This is a genomic window from Caenibius sp. WL, assembly GCF_019803445.1.
Lineage (GTDB): Bacteria > Pseudomonadota > Alphaproteobacteria > Sphingomonadales > Sphingomonadaceae > Caenibius.
Genome location: NZ_CP081844.1, coordinates 1,168,325 through 1,187,999, shown reverse-complemented (window position 1 = coordinate 1,187,999; position 19,675 = coordinate 1,168,325). Strand labels below are relative to the sequence as shown.

Annotated in this window: 18 protein-coding genes; 4 read left to right on the top strand and 14 right to left on the bottom strand. The window is 62.1% G+C overall.

What is annotated here, in order from left to right:
* Window positions 1-68 precede the first annotated feature (68 nt).
* A complete protein-coding gene (locus K5X80_RS05560; RefSeq protein ID WP_222559851.1) occupies window positions 69-2,357 on the bottom strand; it encodes a TonB-dependent receptor in 2,289 nt (762 codons plus the stop codon).
* A 365-nt stretch (window positions 2,358-2,722) separates the two neighbouring features.
* Here K5X80_RS05560 and K5X80_RS05555 point away from each other — a divergent pair, with 365 nt between their 5' ends.
* Complete coding sequence (locus tag K5X80_RS05555; protein WP_222559850.1) at window positions 2,723-3,481, top strand: SDR family NAD(P)-dependent oxidoreductase; 759 nt, start codon at window positions 2,723-2,725, stop codon at window positions 3,479-3,481.
* A 65-nt stretch (window positions 3,482-3,546) separates the two neighbouring features.
* Here K5X80_RS05555 and K5X80_RS05550 read toward each other — a convergent pair whose 3' ends face one another.
* From K5X80_RS05550 to K5X80_RS05540, 3 genes are read right to left on the bottom strand one after another with little or no spacing between them, the layout of a single operon-like run.
* Window positions 3,547-4,002, bottom strand: a complete 456-nt coding sequence (locus K5X80_RS05550; RefSeq protein WP_222559849.1) for a nuclear transport factor 2 family protein — start codon at window positions 4,000-4,002, stop codon at window positions 3,547-3,549.
* A gap of 7 nt (window positions 4,003-4,009) precedes the next feature.
* Window positions 4,010-4,831, bottom strand: a complete 822-nt coding sequence (locus K5X80_RS05545; RefSeq protein ID WP_222559848.1) for a Coq4 family protein — start codon at window positions 4,829-4,831, stop codon at window positions 4,010-4,012.
* 30 nt (window positions 4,832-4,861) lie between these two features.
* Window positions 4,862-6,025: a sulfotransferase family protein gene (locus K5X80_RS05540; RefSeq protein ID WP_222559847.1), complete on the bottom strand. Its 1,164-nt coding sequence runs from the start codon at window positions 6,023-6,025 to the stop codon at window positions 4,862-4,864.
* A 131-nt stretch (window positions 6,026-6,156) separates the two neighbouring features.
* Here K5X80_RS05540 and K5X80_RS05535 point away from each other — a divergent pair, with 131 nt between their 5' ends.
* Window positions 6,157-6,702: a nuclear transport factor 2 family protein gene (locus tag K5X80_RS05535; RefSeq protein WP_222559846.1), complete on the top strand. Its 546-nt coding sequence runs from the start codon at window positions 6,157-6,159 to the stop codon at window positions 6,700-6,702.
* Window positions 6,703-6,778: 76 nt separating this feature from the next.
* Here the strand turns inward: K5X80_RS05535 and K5X80_RS05530 are convergent, their stop codons facing one another.
* The 4 genes from K5X80_RS05530 to K5X80_RS05515 form a co-directional block, all read right to left on the bottom strand.
* Window positions 6,779-8,494 carry an FAD-dependent oxidoreductase gene (locus K5X80_RS05530; RefSeq protein ID WP_222559845.1) on the bottom strand — a complete coding sequence of 572 codons (1,716 nt, stop codon included), beginning with the start codon at window positions 8,492-8,494 and terminating at the stop codon, window positions 6,779-6,781.
* The gene (locus K5X80_RS05525; RefSeq protein ID WP_222559844.1) at window positions 8,491-8,940 is read right to left on the bottom strand and encodes a nuclear transport factor 2 family protein; all 450 of its coding nucleotides are present in this window, start codon (window positions 8,938-8,940) and stop codon (window positions 8,491-8,493) included. Before K5X80_RS05525 ends, K5X80_RS05530 begins: the two co-directional genes overlap by 4 nt.
* 146 nt (window positions 8,941-9,086) lie before the next feature.
* Window positions 9,087-9,554, bottom strand: a complete 468-nt coding sequence (locus tag K5X80_RS05520; protein ID WP_222559843.1) for an Lrp/AsnC family transcriptional regulator — start codon at window positions 9,552-9,554, stop codon at window positions 9,087-9,089.
* Window positions 9,551-10,009, bottom strand: coding sequence for an Lrp/AsnC family transcriptional regulator (locus tag K5X80_RS05515; protein WP_222559842.1), 459 nt, complete (start codon window positions 10,007-10,009; stop codon window positions 9,551-9,553). The genes K5X80_RS05520 and K5X80_RS05515 overlap by 4 nt, the downstream gene beginning before the upstream one ends.
* 268 nt (window positions 10,010-10,277) lie before the next feature.
* Between K5X80_RS05515 and K5X80_RS05510 the strand changes: the two genes are divergently transcribed.
* Window positions 10,278-11,063 (top strand): SDR family oxidoreductase, encoded by a 786-nt coding sequence (locus K5X80_RS05510; RefSeq protein ID WP_222559841.1) that lies wholly within the window; start codon window positions 10,278-10,280, stop codon window positions 11,061-11,063.
* A 100-nt stretch (window positions 11,064-11,163) separates the two neighbouring features.
* On the opposite strand, the gene K5X80_RS05505 is transcribed toward K5X80_RS05510, so the two are convergent.
* From K5X80_RS05505 to K5X80_RS05480, 6 genes are all read right to left on the bottom strand, one after another.
* On the bottom strand, window positions 11,164-12,240 hold the full coding sequence (locus tag K5X80_RS05505) for a DUF1214 domain-containing protein (protein ID WP_222559840.1): 1,077 nt from the start codon (window positions 12,238-12,240) through the stop codon (window positions 11,164-11,166).
* A 37-nt stretch (window positions 12,241-12,277) separates the two neighbouring features.
* Window positions 12,278-13,039 (bottom strand): SDR family NAD(P)-dependent oxidoreductase, encoded by a 762-nt coding sequence (locus K5X80_RS05500; protein WP_222559839.1) that lies wholly within the window; start codon window positions 13,037-13,039, stop codon window positions 12,278-12,280.
* 1 nt (window position 13,040) lies between these two features.
* Window positions 13,041-14,234 (bottom strand): MFS transporter, encoded by a 1,194-nt coding sequence (locus tag K5X80_RS05495; RefSeq protein WP_222559838.1) that lies wholly within the window; start codon window positions 14,232-14,234, stop codon window positions 13,041-13,043.
* A gap of 7 nt (window positions 14,235-14,241) precedes the next feature.
* On the bottom strand, window positions 14,242-16,389 hold the full coding sequence (locus K5X80_RS05490) for an oxidoreductase (RefSeq protein WP_222559837.1): 2,148 nt from the start codon (window positions 16,387-16,389) through the stop codon (window positions 14,242-14,244).
* A gap of 276 nt (window positions 16,390-16,665) precedes the next feature.
* Window positions 16,666-17,700: a zinc-dependent alcohol dehydrogenase gene (locus tag K5X80_RS05485; protein ID WP_222559836.1), complete on the bottom strand. Its 1,035-nt coding sequence runs from the start codon at window positions 17,698-17,700 to the stop codon at window positions 16,666-16,668.
* Window positions 17,701-17,722: 22 nt separating this feature from the next.
* On the bottom strand, window positions 17,723-18,901 hold the full coding sequence (locus tag K5X80_RS05480) for an LLM class flavin-dependent oxidoreductase (protein WP_222559835.1): 1,179 nt from the start codon (window positions 18,899-18,901) through the stop codon (window positions 17,723-17,725).
* Window positions 18,902-19,047: 146 nt separating this feature from the next.
* Between K5X80_RS05480 and K5X80_RS05475 the strand changes: the two genes are divergently transcribed.
* On the top strand, window positions 19,048-19,662 hold the full coding sequence (locus K5X80_RS05475) for a TetR/AcrR family transcriptional regulator (protein ID WP_222559834.1): 615 nt from the start codon (window positions 19,048-19,050) through the stop codon (window positions 19,660-19,662).
* Window positions 19,663-19,675: the final 13 nt, after the last annotated feature.

Here is a 19,675-nt window from a genome sequence, read left to right as displayed (position 1 = left end):
TTACCTTCTGATACTATGTTCCGATCAAATCATATATCGCGATATTATCCCAATTCCCTCATACATATTCAGAAGGCAAAGCCGACATCCACACCGAACGTGCGCGGCACCTGGAACGTGCCGATCACATTGGTGCTGAGATTGCGGGCGAATTCCAGCTTTTGATTGTTGGTCAGATTCTGGACCCAGGCCGACACTTTCGCCTTGGCCCCGCCGATGGGCAGATCGACCAGCGAAAGGCGTGCGTTGACATCGAAGCGCGAAGGCAGCGTTGTCATATCCAGTGTCGCCGCATTGCGGATCGGGTCGGACAGGCGCTTGTCCTTATAGAACCCGTCCACCCGGAACGTGACATAGCTGCCATTGGCAAAAGCAGGGGAATCATACTGCGCGCCAAGGCTGAGCGTGTTCTTGGGCGCCAGCGAGTTGACCGGGCCGTTGACCGGATCGTTGGCCAGCTTCTGGTGGAGGTAGCCATAGCTGGTGTTCAGCGTCAGCCCCTCCACCGGCTTGGCGGTCAGTTCAATCTCGAACCCGTTCTCGCGCCCATAGGGCGAGGAGAACAGGAAAGTGCCGCTGGCGGCATTGAAGCCAAGCGTCTGCACATTCTTGCGCCGCGAGATGAAATAAGCGGCATTGATGCGCAGCTTGTTGTCCAGCAGGTCCGCCTTCACGCCCGCTTCGTAGCTTTTCACCGTTTCGGGCTTGAAGAGGTTGCCGCCCATCACGCCGCCCGAAAGATAGCCGGTGGCGAAGCGCAGATAGCCACGGACATTGCGGTTGACGATATAAGTCGCCGTGGCGTCGAAATCCCAATGGTCGAACGACGCATTGGCGGTGACCGGCGGTGCGGCGAAGGGAATCAAGCCCGCCGCGCGCAGCACTTCACGCCGCTTGTCCTTGGTGTAGCGGATGCCACCTGCCAGTTCGAAATGCTCCGCCTTGTAGCCGAGATGGGCATAGGCAGCCATCGACTTGTTGCGGATCGAAGCATCGGCCCCGGCGAGATAATCGCTCGGCACTCCAAATGCGTTAAGCGTGTTGCCAGTGCCCGGGCCTGTGGAAGGGATGATTTCCGGCAAGTGTGTCGGGAACAGCGTCCCGATAAACACGGGATTGTTGTCCCGCCCGGTTTCACGGAAGTAGAACGCGCCCAGCACCCAGTCCCAGTTGCCGGTCTTGCCCAGCACCTGCAGTTCCTGCGTGAACTGCTTCTGATGCCGATCCTGCACCGAGGAAATGTTGGTGAACGGCAGGCCGCCCACTATGTAAGCCCCGCCATCGATATCGTTACCGCCGACGAATTCATCCATCTTGCGGAAGCCGGTGATGCTTTTCAGCGTGATCGCATCGTTGACATCCAGCGCCATGGTCAGGCTGTGGCCCTGAATCTTGAGATGCGAAGGCGTCGTAAAATCGAGCGCCACCGCCTTTTGCCGCTTGCTGCTGGGCGGCACATAGATGCTCGGCGCAGCAGTATAGAACGGCGGATCGCCCACACCCGGAAGATAGGTCGGATCATACCCCAGCAATTGTTGGGCGAGTTGCGTGCTGACCTTGTCGGTGTAATCGAACTTGTAATCGACCTGCAGCGCCCCGCCATCGATATGCACCGCTGCGGCAACGGCGTCGGTGTTTTCCGCACCGAAGGTCTTAGCCGATTTGATCGTGCCGAACGGCTCCGCGAAATGGAAAGTCCGGCCCGGCGTCAGATTGCGGACATAGCCCCGGTTTTCATCATGCAGATAGGATACGCGCGCGCTAATCGGCCCGAGCGCGGGCAGATTGACCGTGATCGAGCCCTTCCGGCGATCGTAATTACCGATGGTGCCATCCATTTTCACCCCGAATTCGCCCGTGGGGCGGGCGGTGATGAAGTTGATCGCACCGCCAGTGGAATTGCGGCCGAACAGCGTGCCCTGCGGCCCGCGCAGCACTTCCACCCGTTCCACGTCGGCGAGATCGAACGCCGTCCCCGCCGGGCGGCCGAGATAGACGCCATCGATATAGAGGCCGATCCCCGCGTCCGCCTCGAATTTCAAGGTGCCGGTGGAAACGCCGCGCAGATAGTATTGCGGCGCGCTGGCCGAACCGAACTGACGCTGCACATCGAGGTTCGGCACCGTCTTGCCGATATCGCCGAAACCCTTGATGTCCAGCGCTTCGAGTTGTTCGCTGTTGTAGCCGGTCACCGCTACCGGCACGGTCTGCGCGCTTTCTTCGGTGCGGCGCGCGGTCACGACGATATCGCCAATCCCCGCCGAGGCGCCACCCGCGGGCGTCGATTGAGCGAAAACCATCTGCGGCTGGACAGCCGCCAGCATGGAACCCGCCAGAACGGCAAAACGAAGTTTCATTTCCTACTCCCTGAGCGATGGTGGCAGCCTTTTGCTGCATTCTACACGCATTCTTATGATAAAATTTGCACAAATCATCAAGCCAAATTGCTACGTAAAATGACAAATCAAATCCAACAGTTATCTATTTGCGTAAAATGCAATCGGGCAAGCATACCGCACACCCGCGTTGTGCGGGTTATGAACGGCCTCCTTCGCAGCCCGGATTCCATTTGCAGAATCAGAAAAGCATATAAACTACGTGAAGCGATCAAACATCGCATATAATTGACGCTTTGCGTAGCATGCGGTAATCGGTGGGAAAGTGGTTTCCAAAGCGCGCGCATCGCGGCACACGGAGCCATGGAATACTGAAAGGAAAACAGATGGATTATCGGGGGAAGGCTGTTCTCATCACCGGCGGGGCGAGCGGCATTGGCGCCGCAGCCGCACGCCTCTTCGCCGCCGCAGGGGCCAGTGTCGCAATTGCGGATCGCAATGGCGAAGCGGCCAGCGCACTGGCGCAGGAACTGCCAGGAGCGATCGCCTGCACCGTCGATGTGATGAATCCTGACGACTGCCTCGCCATGGTGGACGCGGTGCGCAAAGCGTTCGGCCGGCTCGATTGCGCGTTCAACAACGCCGGGATCACCGAAGTCGCGCCGCTGAAAGGCGCTCCGCTACCCGAAACGCATGAATTGCCGCTGGACATATGGCGGCAGGTTCTGGGTGTCGATCTGGATGGTGTGTTCCACTGCCTGCGCGCCGAACTGCCCCTTCTGCTTGAAAGCGGCGGCGGGGCCATCGTCAACACCACCTCGCTGCAGGCGCATATCAGCTATCCGCGCACGGCGGCCTACACGGCGGCCAAGCATGGCGTGCTCGGCCTGACCAAGACGATCGCCAAGGAATACGGCGGGCGCGCCATCCGCTGCAACGCGGTGTCGCCCGGCGTGGTCGATACGCCGCTGACCAACCAGGTGATCCACCAGCCCGAATACAAGGATATGCTGCTGGCTCCGATCCCTATCGGCCGCTTCGCCCAACCGGAAGATGTCGCCAAGGCGGTGGTCTGGCTGTGTTCCGAGGATGCCGCCTATATCAACGGGGCCGTCCTCGCCGCCGATGGCGGCTATCTCGCCTGACAGCGAAACCCCCGCGCTCCGGATGGAACGCGGGGGCTGCCGGTTTCCTTCAGGGAAAGGACCGGTCAGGCGCCAATCGTATAGCGGCCGTGGGCCGAGAGATCGCCGAACAGATCGTTGGTGATATAGCGTTCGGTAAAGCGCCACTGCCCGTCGCGCTTTTCGAACCGGTCCCGATAGTCCCCGGTGATGATCGGCTGCAACGGCAAGGTCGGGGCCGCCTGAACCACCAGCACGGTGCTGGTCGCCGTGGCCACAGTCGCGCTTTCCGGTTCCACGATCACATTGCAGATCAGATGGCGGGTCCGCGGAATCCCATCATAAAGCTGCAGGAAGTCCGCGAACATACGCGTGACTTCCGCCGGATCGTTGACCACCGGATCATCGCGGCCTTCGAAATGCACCGTCGCCGAAGCGAACAGCTGCCCCACCCCGTCGAGCTTCCCGGCATCGAGAAAACGGGGATAGGAATGGATCAACTTCTGGATCGCCAGAAAGTCGGTAACACCAAAGTCGGTCATGATCGGATCACCCGTAAGCCGCTTCGAAAGTCCAGGTCCAGTGGCCGGGCTCCGGCCCATCTTCGAAGCCGAATTCCTTGCGCACATCCGCAATCGAAACATCGATCCAGTCTTCCCAGCGGATCATGAACAGCGGCTTCTTCTGCTTCATGCCCAGGGCATAGCCGCGCGCGGTGCCTTCGAGCATCGCGGGCACGACCTGGGGATAGTGGCAATTCATCCGCATGAGGCTGGTCGAGGACAGGAACATCGGCTGGAACGTCAGCATCCCGGCCAGTTCCGGCGAGAAATAGTTGAAGCACGCCACCGTGTTGGCGACGATCAGCGATTCCTCGCCCACCGGGCTGGGGTCGAGACCGGTGACGATATGTTCGATATCGTGGTTCTGCACCCGGCGCTTGTTGAGGTATTCGAAATCGTTCTTCGGTTCGCCTCGGAACATGAAATCGATATCCATGCCGCTTTCCTGGATGAAGCCGCGGATCGCCGCCCCGACCGTACCATCCTTGCACCCCGACAGATCCATTGCGTTCCAGTCCGACAGGAACCGCGTATCCAGCCATTCGGCGAATTCGGCGTTCTTGGCCTTTTCTTCCGCCAGCAGCGTCATCAGCCGTTCGTAGTCGAGTTCCTCGGCGATGGCGTTGTTGATTTCCGGCACCAGATAGGCGGCGGGCAGATCATGCCCGTTCCGCTTGAGCCCCATCTGCGCATAGATATCGCGAAACCGCGGATTGTTCAGATAGCGCGAATTGCTGATCAGGATGGACCCGGCCAGAGGTTCGTTCGCCCCTTTCAGATAGTCCGCTTCTTTGCCTTCGATTTTCATTTTTGCATTCTCTCTCCGCGTTCCCGACAATCAGGATTCGCTTCCGTAGACGTTAGTATAGAATGCGAATTCGCGGCTCAACTGCTCCGCATCGATCCCGAAATCGGCCAGTTCGTATTTGTGCGATGGCCGGTTGTCGCGCTTGTTGCCGTCCAGCCAGGCTTTCCACGCGGCCACGTCCGCATCGTCCGCGTGTATTCCGGCGGTGGCGAAAATGCCGATGGCATGGCCCACCGGATCGGCCAGCAGCTTGCGGTAATCGACATCGACGAAACGATCTTCCGCATTGCGGCGCGCTGCCATCATGTCTTCCAGATTGCGCTTGAGCCGCGCGCTCCAGTGCCGGGCCTGCGCGGCGCGGAAATCGGTGTCGGTGTTGCCGCCGGTCAACGATCCGACCATCGAGGAATAGCTGGCGATCACATGATCGATCCGGCGATGCGTCATGACGATCACCGCCTCGGGGAACATGTCGAGCACCGTTTGCACCGCTGTCAGATGATGCGGCGCCTTGAGCACCCATTTCTGACCCCGCCGCGAAGGGTCCTGCCACTGAAGGATTTTCAGCCAGTCGATCAGTTCGCCATAAGCGGCGCGCTGGTCGGCTTCCAGCAGCCAGGCGCCATAGCTCGGCAGATACATCATCGCTTCGGGAATGTTCGAAATGAACGACTGCTCGATCAGCGGCAGTTCCTCGTCATAGGCATGCGCATCCATCGGATGGATCGCATCGAACCCGGCGGAAGCGCCGACAAGCTGTTCGACCAGCGCTTCGGCATCGGCCTTGCGCGCGGCGATATCGGCCGCCCCGCTTTCGTCGCGCGGCAGGGGGAAAATCGTTTCCCACCACACCATCGCCGTCGCCCGGGGGGATGCCGCCAGCAGACGGTGCAACATCGTGCTGCCGGTGCGCGGCAAACCGACGATGATCGCGCCCACTTCCACTTTCTCGTCTGCGATTTCGGGATGCGCTTTCATCAATGCTTGGCGGCGCAGGCGGTTTTCCAGCGCATTGACAATGCGCCCGCCCTGCATCTGAATGCCCGCTTCGTTCAGATCGGCTTCTTCCCGCATCGAACGGGTCAGCACCGTCAGCGGTTCGAGGAAATGATCGGGACCGAAATCGTCCAGCCCGGTGTTCGCTTTGGCCCGGGCCATCAGAGCATCGGGTTCGAGTTGCGCCAGATTTTGCATATGAATCACCCACCTCAACCGTAATATCTTTTTGCGTAGTTTTTTATGACAAAATACTCCGCATATGGCAATGGCGTCTTGACGAAATTGCCTACTTTGCCCATTCTATCGCGCGAAAAAGGGAGAATCCGATGTCTTATCCACGCGAAGAAGTCGAAGCCGCCATCATCGCCTTGCGCGATGCCTTTGTCGAAGCGGAGAAACGCAATCACTGGGCTTGGATTGCGGACGAACTCTATCACGAAAACGCCACCTATTATTGCCCCTATGGCGGGGCGATGCCGGTCTTCGCGCGCAGCCGCGAGGAAATCCGCCAGACCCATTACGGGCGCGACATGGATGTGGGGTCCGGCTGGGCCGGATGGAGTTTCCCGGTCACCAGTTTCGCAGTCAACGGCGACCAGATCTTCAGCCGCTGGGTCAACCGCGGCCCGGGCCGCCGCCCGGACGGCAGCTATTACGAAACCGAAGGCGTCAGCTTCATCACCTATGGCGGCGACGGCAAATTCTCTTCGCAGTATGACCTGTTCGATATCGGCCACCAGATGAAGCTGTGTGACGAACTCAAGGAAGCGGGTCTGCTGAACGAAGCGCTTGAACGCGATTGGGTCGCACCCATGAAGCGGCGCATCATCGACGGGTTGATGCAAGGCATCGCTCCGGCACCGGCAGCCTGAAGGCTCCCGCCGGACACCTGAAGGGCCCGGGTCACCCCGGGCCCTTTTTCTCTACAGGCTCACCAACCTGAGGCGGCTATTGCGCCGCTTGCGCCATTTCTGCCGGGCCGCCCAGGCAATCCTGCACCGCCAGCAAACCGAACGTCATCGCCGGGGCGAGCGTCGAACCTGCCCCGGGATAGGATGGCCCCATCACCGACGCCGCATTGTTGCCGATGGCATAGAGACCGGGGATCACCTGCCCCTGCGTATCCAGTACGCGCGCGGCCTCGTCCGTCGCCAGACCGCCCTTGGTGCCGATATCGCCGGGATAGACCTTGAGCGCGTAGAACGGCGCTTCGTCGATCGGGGCGAGATTGGGATTGGGCTGCACCGACTGATCGCCGTAATAGCGATCGTACGGGGCCGAACCGCGGCCGAAATCGTCATCCACCCCGGTGGCGGCAAAGCGGTTGACACGGTTGACAGTGTTCTCCAGCCGATCCGGATCGACGCCCATCTTTTCCGCAAGGGCGCGGATCGTCGGCGCTTTGACATACATCTGGCGAACCCGCTTGGGCAGCAGCCAGTCCGGCACCAGCGGTAGGACCGGGCCCATCGGATATTTCCGCCGAAACCGGCTGTCGAGCACGATCCATGACGGGATCGTGCGCCGATCGGGCCGGTCTGCGTCGATCATCGCCCGCCCGGCGATATCGTAGCTGCGCGCCTCGTTCATGTAGCGCTCACCCGTCTGGCTGACCATGATATTGCCCGGCAGCGCCCGCTCGTAGAACAGCGGGCGACCGCGCGTTTCGCCCGGCACGTTCAGAGTCGGCGCCCACCATGCCTCGTCCATCAGATCGATGGCCGCGCCCACGCGCATCCCGGCGGTTATCCCGTCACCGGTGTTGTTTTCCTGGCCCGCCGACCATTCCGGGCGGCTTTCCGCGCCCGGCAGGTATTGTTCACGCATGGCCCGGTTGCGTTCGAACCCACCGGCGGCAAGGATCACCCCCCGCGCCGCGCGCACGCGGACATCGTGGCCGTCCTTGCGGATCACCGCGCCTTCGACGCGGCCATCATCGCCTTTCACCAGATCGACCAGCTCCGCCTCGCGCCACATCTCCCCGCCGTAGCGATTGAGAGCGTTCTTGAGGTGCCCGGCAATCGCCGATCCGAACACCACGAACCGGCTGCGCGACGAACGCAGACGCTGCGGAATATCGCTGTAATAACGCCACAGCACTTTCGCCATGATCGTCTTCCAGCCCGGCCCGCGCGTGATCATCGGCGCGGATTCCATGATCGTCCACGGGATGAAGCCGAACAGCATGGCCGAAGGGTGCGTGGTGCGCAGGTTCTCGAAATCCTCCCGCGACAGGTCCCGCGCATCGATGGTGTTGCAGGCATGGCTGCGATAGCCCATTTTTCCGCCCGGCTTTTCCGCCTGATAATCGGTGTAGGGGATCGCGGTGAAGCGCAGGTCAGAAATGGCCTCGATCGCACGCTTCATCACATGGCCATTTTCCACGAAAGCGCGGATGCGGGCATCGGCCACGGTGTTGCCGGTCAGCGCCTTGATATAAGTGAAGGCCTCTTCCGGTGTATCTTCCTGCCCCTGTTCGCGCGCGGAATCGCTGCACGGAATCCACACGCCGCCGCCCGAAGTCGCCGAAGTGCCGCCATATTGCGCGCTCTTTTCGATAATCAGCGTCCGCGCCCCGCGATGGGCGGCGAACACGGCCGACGCCATGCCCCCCGCCCCGGTTCCGATCACCAGAACATCAACGTCCTTGTCCCACCCGCTCACGAGTTGGCCGCTTCGTTCTGGAAATTGAGCCCGAATGCTTCGGCAATGATGATCGGGTTCACATACTCCTTCCAGTAAACCACCTGATCGCCTTCAAAGCGCAGGATGCCGAGATATTTGTTGGAATAGTGGATGCCGCTCGAACGCAGCGTGGTATCCGAATGATATTCGACAATCAGCGTGTCGGGATCGAGTTGATCGTAGAACGTATCGATCTGGTGGTGATAGCCGTCGCAATCCTCCATCCCCACGCGCGAGGTTTCGATGAACGCGTCGCGGCCGACCATGCGGCTGGGAAATTCCTTGAGCGGCAGATAGGGCCATTCAAACACGGCCTGTTCATCCACATACCGGGCGAAAGTCTCGAAATCCTTGCGCCCGTAGGCCCCGATCAGCTCCGCGAAGAGCGTGCGCAACTGCGCACGGCGTGTTTCCTCGAATCCCATGGCATTCTCCTTGTATGGACGGGAAATGCCGTCACACAAGGGAAGCTGTCAAACGCAAAAAGGAAATCAGGATCAAAATTATTGCGCTTTGCGTATTTCGAAACAGGCATGGCATCGAAGGTGCGAAGCCAGCCCCACCTTCGCCGCTAGCGTGTGATCGTCGTCAAACGGTAATCGTGCTTGATCATCCGGTGAGTCAATTCATAGCGGATGCGCCCGATTCCGGGGATCGGATCGATGGTGTTATGCAGATAGTCGGCCAGATGCGTCGCGCTGCGCACCCAGGTGATCGCCAGAATATCCGCCCGCCCGACCAGCGAAGCGACATAGGTGATTTCCGGCTGCGCGACGAGCGCATCCAGCACTCCGGCCAAGGGATACGTCGCATCCACGTCGATCCAGAGGTAGGCGATCACCGAATCGGGAACGTGATCGATGTTGGTGACAGCGGCGACCTGGATCGCCTTTTCATCTATCAGGCGCTTCAGCCGCAGCCGGATCGCGCCTTCGGTCAGCCCGAATTCGCGCGCGATTTCCCGATTGCTGACGCGCGCATCGGTGGCCAGCCGCTCCAGCAGCCGCCGGTCGAGATCGCTGAGTTCGATTTCCTTCATTCGAAGCGCCCCCAGGGGTGATCGTATTTGACGATGTTCATCGCCAGCGCGGATTCCACGCCGACAATCCCATCGATCTGCGGGATGGTTTCTGTCAGCAATCCGTTCAGCGTCGCCATGTCGCGGGCGACGACCTGGATTTCCAGATCGTTGCGCCCGATCACAGACAGGATCGAGATCACTTCGGGAATCGCCAGCAGATCCTGTCCCACTTCGTCGATCGTCCGCCCGCGTATCCTGATGCCGACCAATGCGGTGTAGGGATAGCCCATGGCCCCCAGATCGCGCTTGGCCACGATGCGGATCGATCCGGATGTTTCCAGCCGCCGGATACGCGCGCGTACGGTCGCCTCGGTCAGGCCGACCTTCTGGGCGAGTTCGCGAATCGCGATGCGGCCATCTTCGCGCAGCACGGCGATGATCGCCTCGTCCTGTTCATCCAGTTGACGCTTCAATTCCCGCCCCTTTCGCTGCCGGGGCTATGGCATCCGGCCGGCATTTGCAATCGTGCGCAGGTACGCCCCTAAAGTTGCGACATTGGGCAACTCCGCATACCGTTACAAATCAGGCCACATCTTCCTTTTTGCGTATAGACGCCCCCGGTGGCTTCTGGCAAATTCCGTGCATTGGCCCGGCGGGCGGATCGCATCGCCTGCCACAGGCTTCATTTCCACATGCGCGGCCATCGTGCCGGCGCCATCCACAGACACTTGGGAGACGATAATGAGCATTCTCGAAGGCAAATCCGTTCTGGTCACCGGCGTCGGGCCCGGGCTCGGCCGCACAATCGCCTATGAGGCGGGGCGACTGGGCGCGAATGTGGCGATGGTTTCGCGCTCGACCACGCTGATGGAAGAAGTCGCGGGTGAAATCGAGAAAATGGGCCGCAAGGCGCTGATCATTCAGGCCGACATCACTTCGCAGGATGCCTGCAACGCCGCCGCGGAAAAGACACAGGCCGCCTTCGGCCGGATCGATGGTCTCGTCAATTCGGCCTACCGCCCCGGCGATCTCGCCCCGGTGAACGAGATCGATCTCGACGTGCTGCTCAGTGCATTCGATGTCACGGTGATCGGCACTCTGCGCATGATCCGCGCGGTCGTGCCGGTGATGGAACAGCAGGGCGGCGGCTCGATCGTCAACGTCGGCAGCCAGGTTGCGCGCAAGGTCGTGCAGCATCAGGGCGGCTACGCTTCGACCAAGGCGGCGCTGGCATCGTTGACCCGCTATCTCGCCTCCGAACTGGGGCCGAAGAATATCCGCGTGAACACCCCCGCCATCGGCTGGACGATGAGCGCCCCCGCACGCGCCTGGCTGGAAGATCAGGCGGCCCAAGGCGGCCCCAGCGTCGATGAAACGGTGGCCGCGATCTCCTCCACCATGGCGCTCGGCCGAATCCCGACCGACGAGGAATGCGCCCACGGCGTGCTGCTGCCGCTGTCGGACCTGTTCAGTGCCGTGACCGGCGCCACGCTGGATGTGAACGGCGGCGATTACATGCCGCTGTAACCGGCGAACGGACCGAAAAAAAACAGGGCCGCGTTTGCACACGCGGCCCTGTTCATTTGCGCGGCATGGGAAGACTGCCGCCTTTCCCCTTCGCGCACCCTCAGAGCGTAATCTTCCGTATGGTCGGCACCGGGGTTTGCGCCGCATGGATCCAGCGCAGCAGCAGGAAGCCCTGGTTATGCCCATGCGTGGTCAGCCAGTTGGGGCGGCCCGGATCGTCATGCGCGACCACGATGGTCGCCGTGCCATCCGCGTTGGGCACCACGGTGCCCTTGTTGATGCAGGCCGGGACGTACCGGTAATCGAGCGATTCCATCCACCAGTTGTTGATCTGAATATTCCAGAATTCGCAATCGGGGATCGGCGTATCGATCAACAGCGCCTCGCCCGGCCCCAATGTCCAGTAACCGTGGACATAGAAGATCGCCGGATCGCCTCCGGCCTTCTGGAACATGTCCTGCCCCCAATCGCGCATTTCGTTGGGATGGGCCATGAACATGTTCGACCAGTCGGCGAACAGTTTCGAACTGTTGACCACGAAATCCGCCGCGCCTTGCAGGCGCGCTTTCAGCGCCTCAGGGTCGAGCGGGTGCGGCATCGCCGGGCCATCGCTGATCCGTTCGATAGCGAACGTCGCCGGCACTTCACTGCGCCGGTCGATAAAGGTCTGCCGCACTTGCAGGATGTTCGAATCCGCCGCCAACGGCAACCACGCGCTGCCATCCTGCGGATCGGTCTGGCTGGCGGTGATGACGAAATCGCCGTTCGCATCGGGGCGGAATTCGTTCGCTCTCAGTTCCCCGGTGGACGCCATCGTGCCGTCGATCGCGTAGCGGTTCGCTTTCGATCCGATGCTGAGATAGGCCACCGATCCCACATTGCCGGTCAGGCGATAGGTCCGATCCCCGGCAATCGTCGCCGAGAGATAGAGGTTGTCAGGATTGTCCCCGCCCAGCTTCGCCGTTTCATGGCTCGGCCGCACGAAAGCGGGAAAATCGGGATCGCCTCCTTCCAGATACATCTCCAGCCCCAGCCGGACGAGGCGGCTGAGATAGCGCGCCCCTTCCGCCTGATCGAAGAGATCGGCGGGGGCCCCTGGGGCGTTGAGCGTGGCCCGCGCCTCGCCCAGCCGTGCAGTGAAAGCGTCCCAGATATCCGCGCCCGGGTTGGTGGTCATGTCCTGTGCTCCTATCGGCGTTGCGGGGCGGCCGCGGTCAACCCGTCGTCTGCCCGCCATCGAGAATCAGCACCGTACCCGTGGCATAGCGCGCATCGTCGCTGGCGAGATAGGCGATGGCAGCGGCGATTTCCGCCGGTGTGCAGGCTTCGCGGTCAGTCAGCTTGGGCATGTTGCGCCCCGCCGCTTCGGTGAAGATCGCGGGATCGACCCCGCCGCCCGCCGTGCTCTTTTCATGCATCGGCGTGGCCACGCCGCCCGGCGCGATTGCATTCACCCGGATGCCATGGCGCGCCCATTCGAGCGAGGTGCTCTTGGTCAGCGCGATCACGCCCGCCTTCGAAATGCCATAGGCGGACGTGCCATAGACGGGGTGAATTCCCCCGGCCGATGCGACATTGACGATATTGCCCTTGCTCGCCTTCAGCGGTTCGAGCGCGGCCTGCGTCAGGTAGAACGGGCCGGACAGATTGATATCCAGCGTGCGCTGCCATGCGGCCGGGTCGGTTTCCTCGATCCGGCCCCAGGTCATGATCCCGGCGATGTTGAGCAGGATATCGATCCCGCCCAATGCGCTTTCCACGTCGCTCACCAGCTTGGCCGCGGCGGCCGGATCGCGCGCGTCATAAGCGAAAGCCACACCGCCGAGGCGCTCCGCCATCGCCTTTGCGCCCGCACCGTCGATATCGCCGATCGCCACCGTGGCCCCTTCGGCGGCGAAAAGTTCGGCGGTTGCCTGGCCGATGCCCGATGCGCCCCCCGTCACCAGAACCCGCTTGCCTGCGAAACGCTGTGCCATCCTAACCCTTGTCCTTTTCTGTCAGATCATGCCGGTTGCGCAGCACCAGACCGCCTGCAACCACGAGAAACACCAGCCCCAGCGCCACGAATGCCCCCGATACGCCCATCCCCCGGCGCAGCGGATCGAACAGCAGCGGATTGAGGAACTGCCCCGCGTTGAGCGCGCTGACGATCAGCCCCATGGCCAGCGCGTGGACAGCGGGGCCCGTGCGGCGGAACAGCAGCGATGCCGTGGCCGGTTCGGACATCCCCGCCCCGATGCCGACCAGCGCACAGCCGAGGAACACCATCCACACTTCGCTCGACAGGCCGATCAGTAGGATACCGCAGCCCATGCTCAGCGCATCGAGCACGAGAAACCCGTGCAATCCGATCCAGCGGCGCAGGTACCCGAACGCCCAGGCGGTTATCATCGCCACGAAGGAGGTGGAGGCGATCACCGCACCGATGGTTTCCGCGCTGCCCATGCCCCGTGCGGCCAGCACGAAGCCCCCTTGGATCGAAGGGGTGAACATACCCAGCGTCAACAAGATCAGCAGCGCGTAATAGGGCCAGACGTGCGCGAGATCGCGCGCGGCGGCCACGCCTTTTTCCGCCGCGTCTTCCGGCGCCAGCACAGCGTTGCGGATCACGAACCATGACACCAGCAGGGTCGGCACGCCCAGCAGATAGAGCGCGAAAGGCGCATGCCAGCCGCCCAGATCGACCAGGCGCCCGCCATAGATCAGCGCCACCCCCGCCAGAAGCGAAGACACCGAGGTGGCATAGCCCAGCACCCGTTCGCGCCGATGGCCGGAAAAATGATCGCCGATCAGGCCGAGGCAGGATGTCAGGATGCCGCCACCCGCAATGCCGAGCAGCAGGCGAAGCACCAGCAGGGCCGAACGGCTGTCAATCAGCAGGACCCCTGCCCCGCCGATGATGTAGAGCACCAGCGAAGCCAGCAGCACCGCGCGCTGCCCGATCCGCCCTGCCAGCCAGCCAGCCACCGGAGCGGAGGCCACCAGCATCGCGGCGGGCAGAGTCATCACGATCTGCGAGAACAACTGGCTGTCGGCGTTCGCGCCGAAATGCTGCGCCATGGCCACCAGCGCGGGGGCGGCGGCCATGGGGATCAGCGCGACCAGCGCGGGCCCGGCGATGCACACCGCCGCGACCAGCCAGCCCGCGTCCCTGTCCTGCCCTGCTTCCATCGGCGGGCTAGATCGTGCGCGTGGCAAGCGCTGCGTCGCGCATTGCCCCTTCGATATAGCCGACCCCGGTGCAATCGCCCACGCGGTGCACGGTAAAACCGTCCCGCTCCAGCATGTCGGCCACGCTGTCATCGCCCGTCGCGCCCTTGGCCACGATCACCGTATCGGCGCCGATCGTGCGCTCCTGCCCGCTGTCGTTGGTGTAGGCCACCGTGTGCTCGCCGATGTGGGCATCGGCGGTGTTGGTCAGCAAGGCCACGCCGAGTTCGTGGCATTCGTCGATCACGCGGAAGCGGCGGACCAGCGGGAGCCCCCGGCCCACGCGGCTGCTGTCTTCCAGCACCGTTACCTGCCGCCCGCGCTTGGCGAGGAATTCGGCAAGTTCGAGACCGACCAGTTCACCGCCGAGAATGACCACGCGCTTGCCGATAGGCATCCAGAACTTCGATCCTTCGCGCAGCAGGCCCAGTTTGCCGGTCAGGCCTGTCTTGCTACCCCACTTCATTGCGAAGCGGGTCGAACCGCCGGTCTTGTCGGCGATTTCCTCCAGATCATGCCCCAGCACGAGCTTGCGCATGTCATCGCCCGAAAAGACGAAATCGCGATCCGAACCGGGGATCGGCGGCATCGAACGTTTCGCACCGGTGGCGACGATCACTTCATCGACGCCGAGGCTGCGGACCAGTTCGGACGTGACGCGGGTGTTAAGCCGCAGATCGATCCGGTCATCGTGCACTTCGCGCTTGAGCCAGTCGACGATGCGCTGGTTCGGCGCATAGGCGACGGACGCGAACTGCGCGGTGCCGCCCAGCCGGTCAGTCGCTTCGCACAGGATCACCTGATGCCCCTTGTTGGCAAGCAGCCGCGCAGATTCCATACCGCCCGGCCCGCCGCCGACCACCAGCACTTTCTTGCGCCGTTCGGCCGGTTCTGGCTGCCGCTCGGTCTCGAAGCCGGTCAACGGGTTGACCGCGCATATCACGTGGCTGGATTTGAAAATGTTGCTGATGCAGGTGTAGCAATAGACGCAGGGGCGCACCGTTTCCGGCTGTTCGGCCAGCAACTTGTTCGGCAGATGCGGATCGGCCAGCAGCTTGCGCCCCATGGTCACGAAATCGAGCTTGCCCTGCGCGATGAAACGGTCGGCGTCTTCCGGTTCGATCCGGCCCGGGCAGATCACCGGGATCGACACCGCCGCCTTGATCTTCGCCGCGTTGCCGACAAAGCAATTGCGGATATCGGTGGCATGGCCGGTAGAATAGGTGCGGCCATAATTGGAATCGCCGTGCGCGCTGACATGGATGGCGTCCAGCCCGGCCTCTTCCCCCAATTGCGCCACGCGGATCGCGTCTTCCAGCGTGATGCCGTAATCCATCAGGAATTCCTGGCTGTCGAAGCGCATCCACACCGGATAATCCGGCCCCACCGCTTCGCGCACCGCACGGATCGTGCGGGTCAGCAAGCGTGCGCGGTTTTCGACCGAACCGCCGAAATCGTCCGTCCGCTGGTTGTAGGCGGGCGAAAGGAACGTGGAGAAAATGTAGCCGTGCCCGGCGTGCAGTTCGACCGCATCGATCCCCGCGCGCTTGGCCCGGTCGGCCGCCGCCGCGAACATCTGCACGATCCGCTCGATGCTTTCTTCCGTATCGAGCGTGTCATACTTGATTTCGCCCATAGTGGCGTAAGGTTCGAAGAACTTGGCCTGTTCCTCCTCCAGCATGACATCGACGAAATCGCCGCTGTCCTTCGATGCCTTGGGCACGGAAGGGCAAGCGAGCGGGCGGCCATCGAGCATGTCGGTCATCGCGGTGATGCCGGCGTGATGCAATTGCACCGCCAGTTTCGCCCCGTGCTGGTGCACTTCGTCCGCCAGCGCCTTGAGGCCGGGAATGAACTTGTCGTCCGAGATCGCTTCCTGCCGCCAGTTGCTGGCGCCCACCGGGAAACCGACCGAAACCGAACCCATCGTCACCAGTGCGGCGCCGCCCTTGGCGCGCTCGACATAGTAGGTGCGCAGTCGTTCGCCCACCGAACCGTCTTCTTCCGCGAGATTCGATCCCATCGGGGAAAAGAAGATACGGTTGCGCAATTCGAGCTGGTTGATGCGGCCCGGCGACATCAAATGGCGAAAGCGCTTCTTGGTGAACATGCCCATCTCTCAGTCTCCTTGCGAGAGCTGGGTTGCCGGCCTCAGGCCGCTACGGTTGTGCATCCATCTCTCCATCGTTTGCCGCAATCCAGACCTTATACGGCCCATGATCAGGCACAAAACCTGAATACGCGATATATCGCCTTTACAAACTACGCAAAGCGAAAATCTCCTCGCATACCTTCTCTATATGCGTATTTCCGAAAGCGAAAGCCCGGCCGCAGTGTAACCTGAGGCCGGGCTTCAACGATAGCGGCATTTTGCGGGGTTCGCTGCCGCCTGTCAGGCCGCGGTGTCCTGCGGGATTTCCAGCATCACTTTGACCGCTTCGGGCTGGCCCTGCTTTTCGAAAGCCGCGCTGATTTCATCCAGCGCGTACGTGTGCGAGATCAGGCCCACCCGGTCGACTTTGCCCGTGCGCATCATGTCCAGCGCTTCGACCAGTTCCTCGGCCGCGTAGCCGTTGGAACCGATGATGACCGGCTCCTTCTTGATGACGTAGCTGAAATCGATCGTCATCGGTTCTTCGTAAGCGCCAAAGCAGACGATACGCCCGCCACGGTTGACAAGGCAACGCAGCGCGATTTCCAGCGGCGGCGGCCCCGGAATGTGCGGGATGTAGCCCGCGCAATCGATCACCACGTCGATTTTCGCCGATTTGCCGCGATAATCGTCTTCCGCGCCGCAGAGGGCGACGGCGGCTTCGAAGATATCGGCATTGCGGGGATTGATCGTGTCGCTGGCGCCCACACCCTTGGCCGCTTCGAGGCGGACGTCCTGCACGTCCACCGCGATCACCCGGCCGACATCCGGGCACTTGGCCCGGATCGCCTGGATCACGCCAAGGCCGATGATGCCGACACCGAACACCATGACGTTTTCGCCCGGTTTGATTTCGGCCTTGCGCACCATCTGCAGCCCGTCCGCCATCGGCTCGGTCGTCGCCGCTTCGGCGAAGCTGACGCCTTCGGGAATGCGCACGAGCTGGAACGGGTTCACCGGCACGGTCACGAACTGCGCCATGCCCCCGCCATAACCGGTAACGCCGACCACGGCTTCACCCACGCTCCACCCTTCGACGCCTTCGCCGAGTTCGGCAATGCGCCCGGCGAATTCATGCCCGGGAACGTCATAGCCTTCTGGCGTCTTGCGGACGAGCGAATGGCGGTAGCTGTTGTTGCGGTACATATGCAGATCGGACCCGCAAATGCCGCAGGCTTCCACCGCCACCAGAACTTCGCCGGGGGCGGGCTTCGGCCGCGTGGCGTCGCTGCGGGCTTCGATCCGGCCCGGATCGATATAGTTGGCTGACAACATCGTTTCTCTCCCGATCTCGTTCTCAGCGGCGCGCGATGGCGGAATCGGTTTCGGCCGGCGCTTCCGCCGCATGCTTTTCGAACGCGCGCTTGGTCGCCGACTGGATCACATCGATGAAACCGTCGCGGTTTTCGCGCGCCCAGTCGTACGAACGCTGGCGGGCGCGATTGTCGCCGTTGATTTCGGGCAGGACGTAGCGGGCGATCATTTCCATCGAACGTTTCTTATGGTGCGTTTCGGCCCAGTTCTTGTCGAGCAGCAGCAGGCAGCCGAAATCGGGCACCTTTTCTTCCAGGCGGCGGATCTGCGCCACCGCATCGTCCGGCGTGCCGACGACGATTTCACCGGATTCGATCAGGTCTTCCAGCGTCTTGTGCGCCGGGGAATCGGGCAGCTGTTCCGACTGGTTCTTGATGTAGAGCAGGTAGCGTTCGTAGCCCACGCGCGCCTGATCCATCGCCTTGTCGCGGGTTTCGGCGATGTGCATGTCGGTGGCGCAGCGGATCGAGGACGGGTCCATCGTCCGGCCTTCGCGCGCGGCCTTGTCACAGGCGATCTGCCAGTTGGTCGTCAGCGCATCGAACCCGCCGTAGCTGGTCGAAGCAAGGCACAGCATGCCCGCGCCATACTTGGCCGCCAGGACGCCGCCGTTGGGGGAAAACGTGCTGGCCACGCAGACTTCGATGTCGCGCTGGTAAGGCAGCACCTGGCAATGCGCGTCGCGCAGGTCGAACCAGCCGTCATACTTTTCGGTCACCCACTCGCCCTGCAGCAGGCGGGTGATGACCGAGAGGCCGATGTCGAGCTTGTCACGCGATTCGCGCACATCAAGATTGAGCATGTGCGCATCGCTGACCAGCAGGCCCGGCCCGGCGCCGAAAATCGCGCGGCCGAACGACAGGTGATCGATCTGGGCGATGCGGTTCGCCGTCATCAGCGGATTGTGGTAGGGCAGCGAAACCACCCCGGTGCCGAGCTTGATGCGCTTCGTCCGCTGGGCAGCGGCGGCGATCATCAGTTCGGGCGACGGGCTGTTTTCATAGCCGCCCGTGTGATGTTCCCCGTACCAGAATTCCTCGAACCCGATCTCGTCGGCGAACTGCGCCAGTTCGAGATCGCGCTCGAACGTCAGTGTCGGATTTTCGTCAAGCGGATGAAACGGAGCAAGGAACATCCCGGCCCGCAATTTGACCTTACGCATCAGCACCTCTCTCTTGCAGATTCTCGTTTGCTAAATACGATATGTATCGTAATGATATGGTCAGCGCAACGCTTTCCATCGCTTGCCTTTGTCACCGCGGCAAAAATGCGCAAATACAGGAACAAGGATTGATCGAGGAGAAGGTTTTGGCCGCTCAAAGCGCAACAGAGGAAGAAAACCGGCCCAATCCCGGCCGGCCGCGCAACAGCGAAATCGATGAATTGATCCTCGCCACCGCCCGTGCCCTGCTGGCGGAAGGCGGATACGAAGCGATGACTTTCGAGGCGATCGGCAAGCAGACCGGCATCGGCCGCCCGACAATCTACCGTCGCTGGCGCAGCAAGGCGCATCTCGCCGCCGCCATCGCCTACGGCAACCATGACAGCCCAATGCCCGTGGTGGAGGGTGAATTGCGCGCGCAGATCGCCGCGCTGGTGGAACAGATCGCCAACCAGTACAGCATCCCCGAAATCGCCGCGGCCAGTCTCGGCCTCAACAGCGCCTATTACAACGACGAAGCCCTGCGGGAAGAATTGCACACCCCGGCGGAAACCAACGCCCGCAGGCAATTGCGCGCCATTGTGGCGGCCGGCAAGGCAAACGGCACGATCAACGAAGCCGCCGATGCCGATATCCTGTTCGATCTGATCGTCGGCACAGTGATCTATCGCACGATGTTCAGCTCCGTCGCCAAGCCCGAAGATCATACCCGCAAGCTGGTCGATCATCTGCTGCGCGCATTCGCCCCGCCGCCTGCCTGACCGGCGCGCGGGG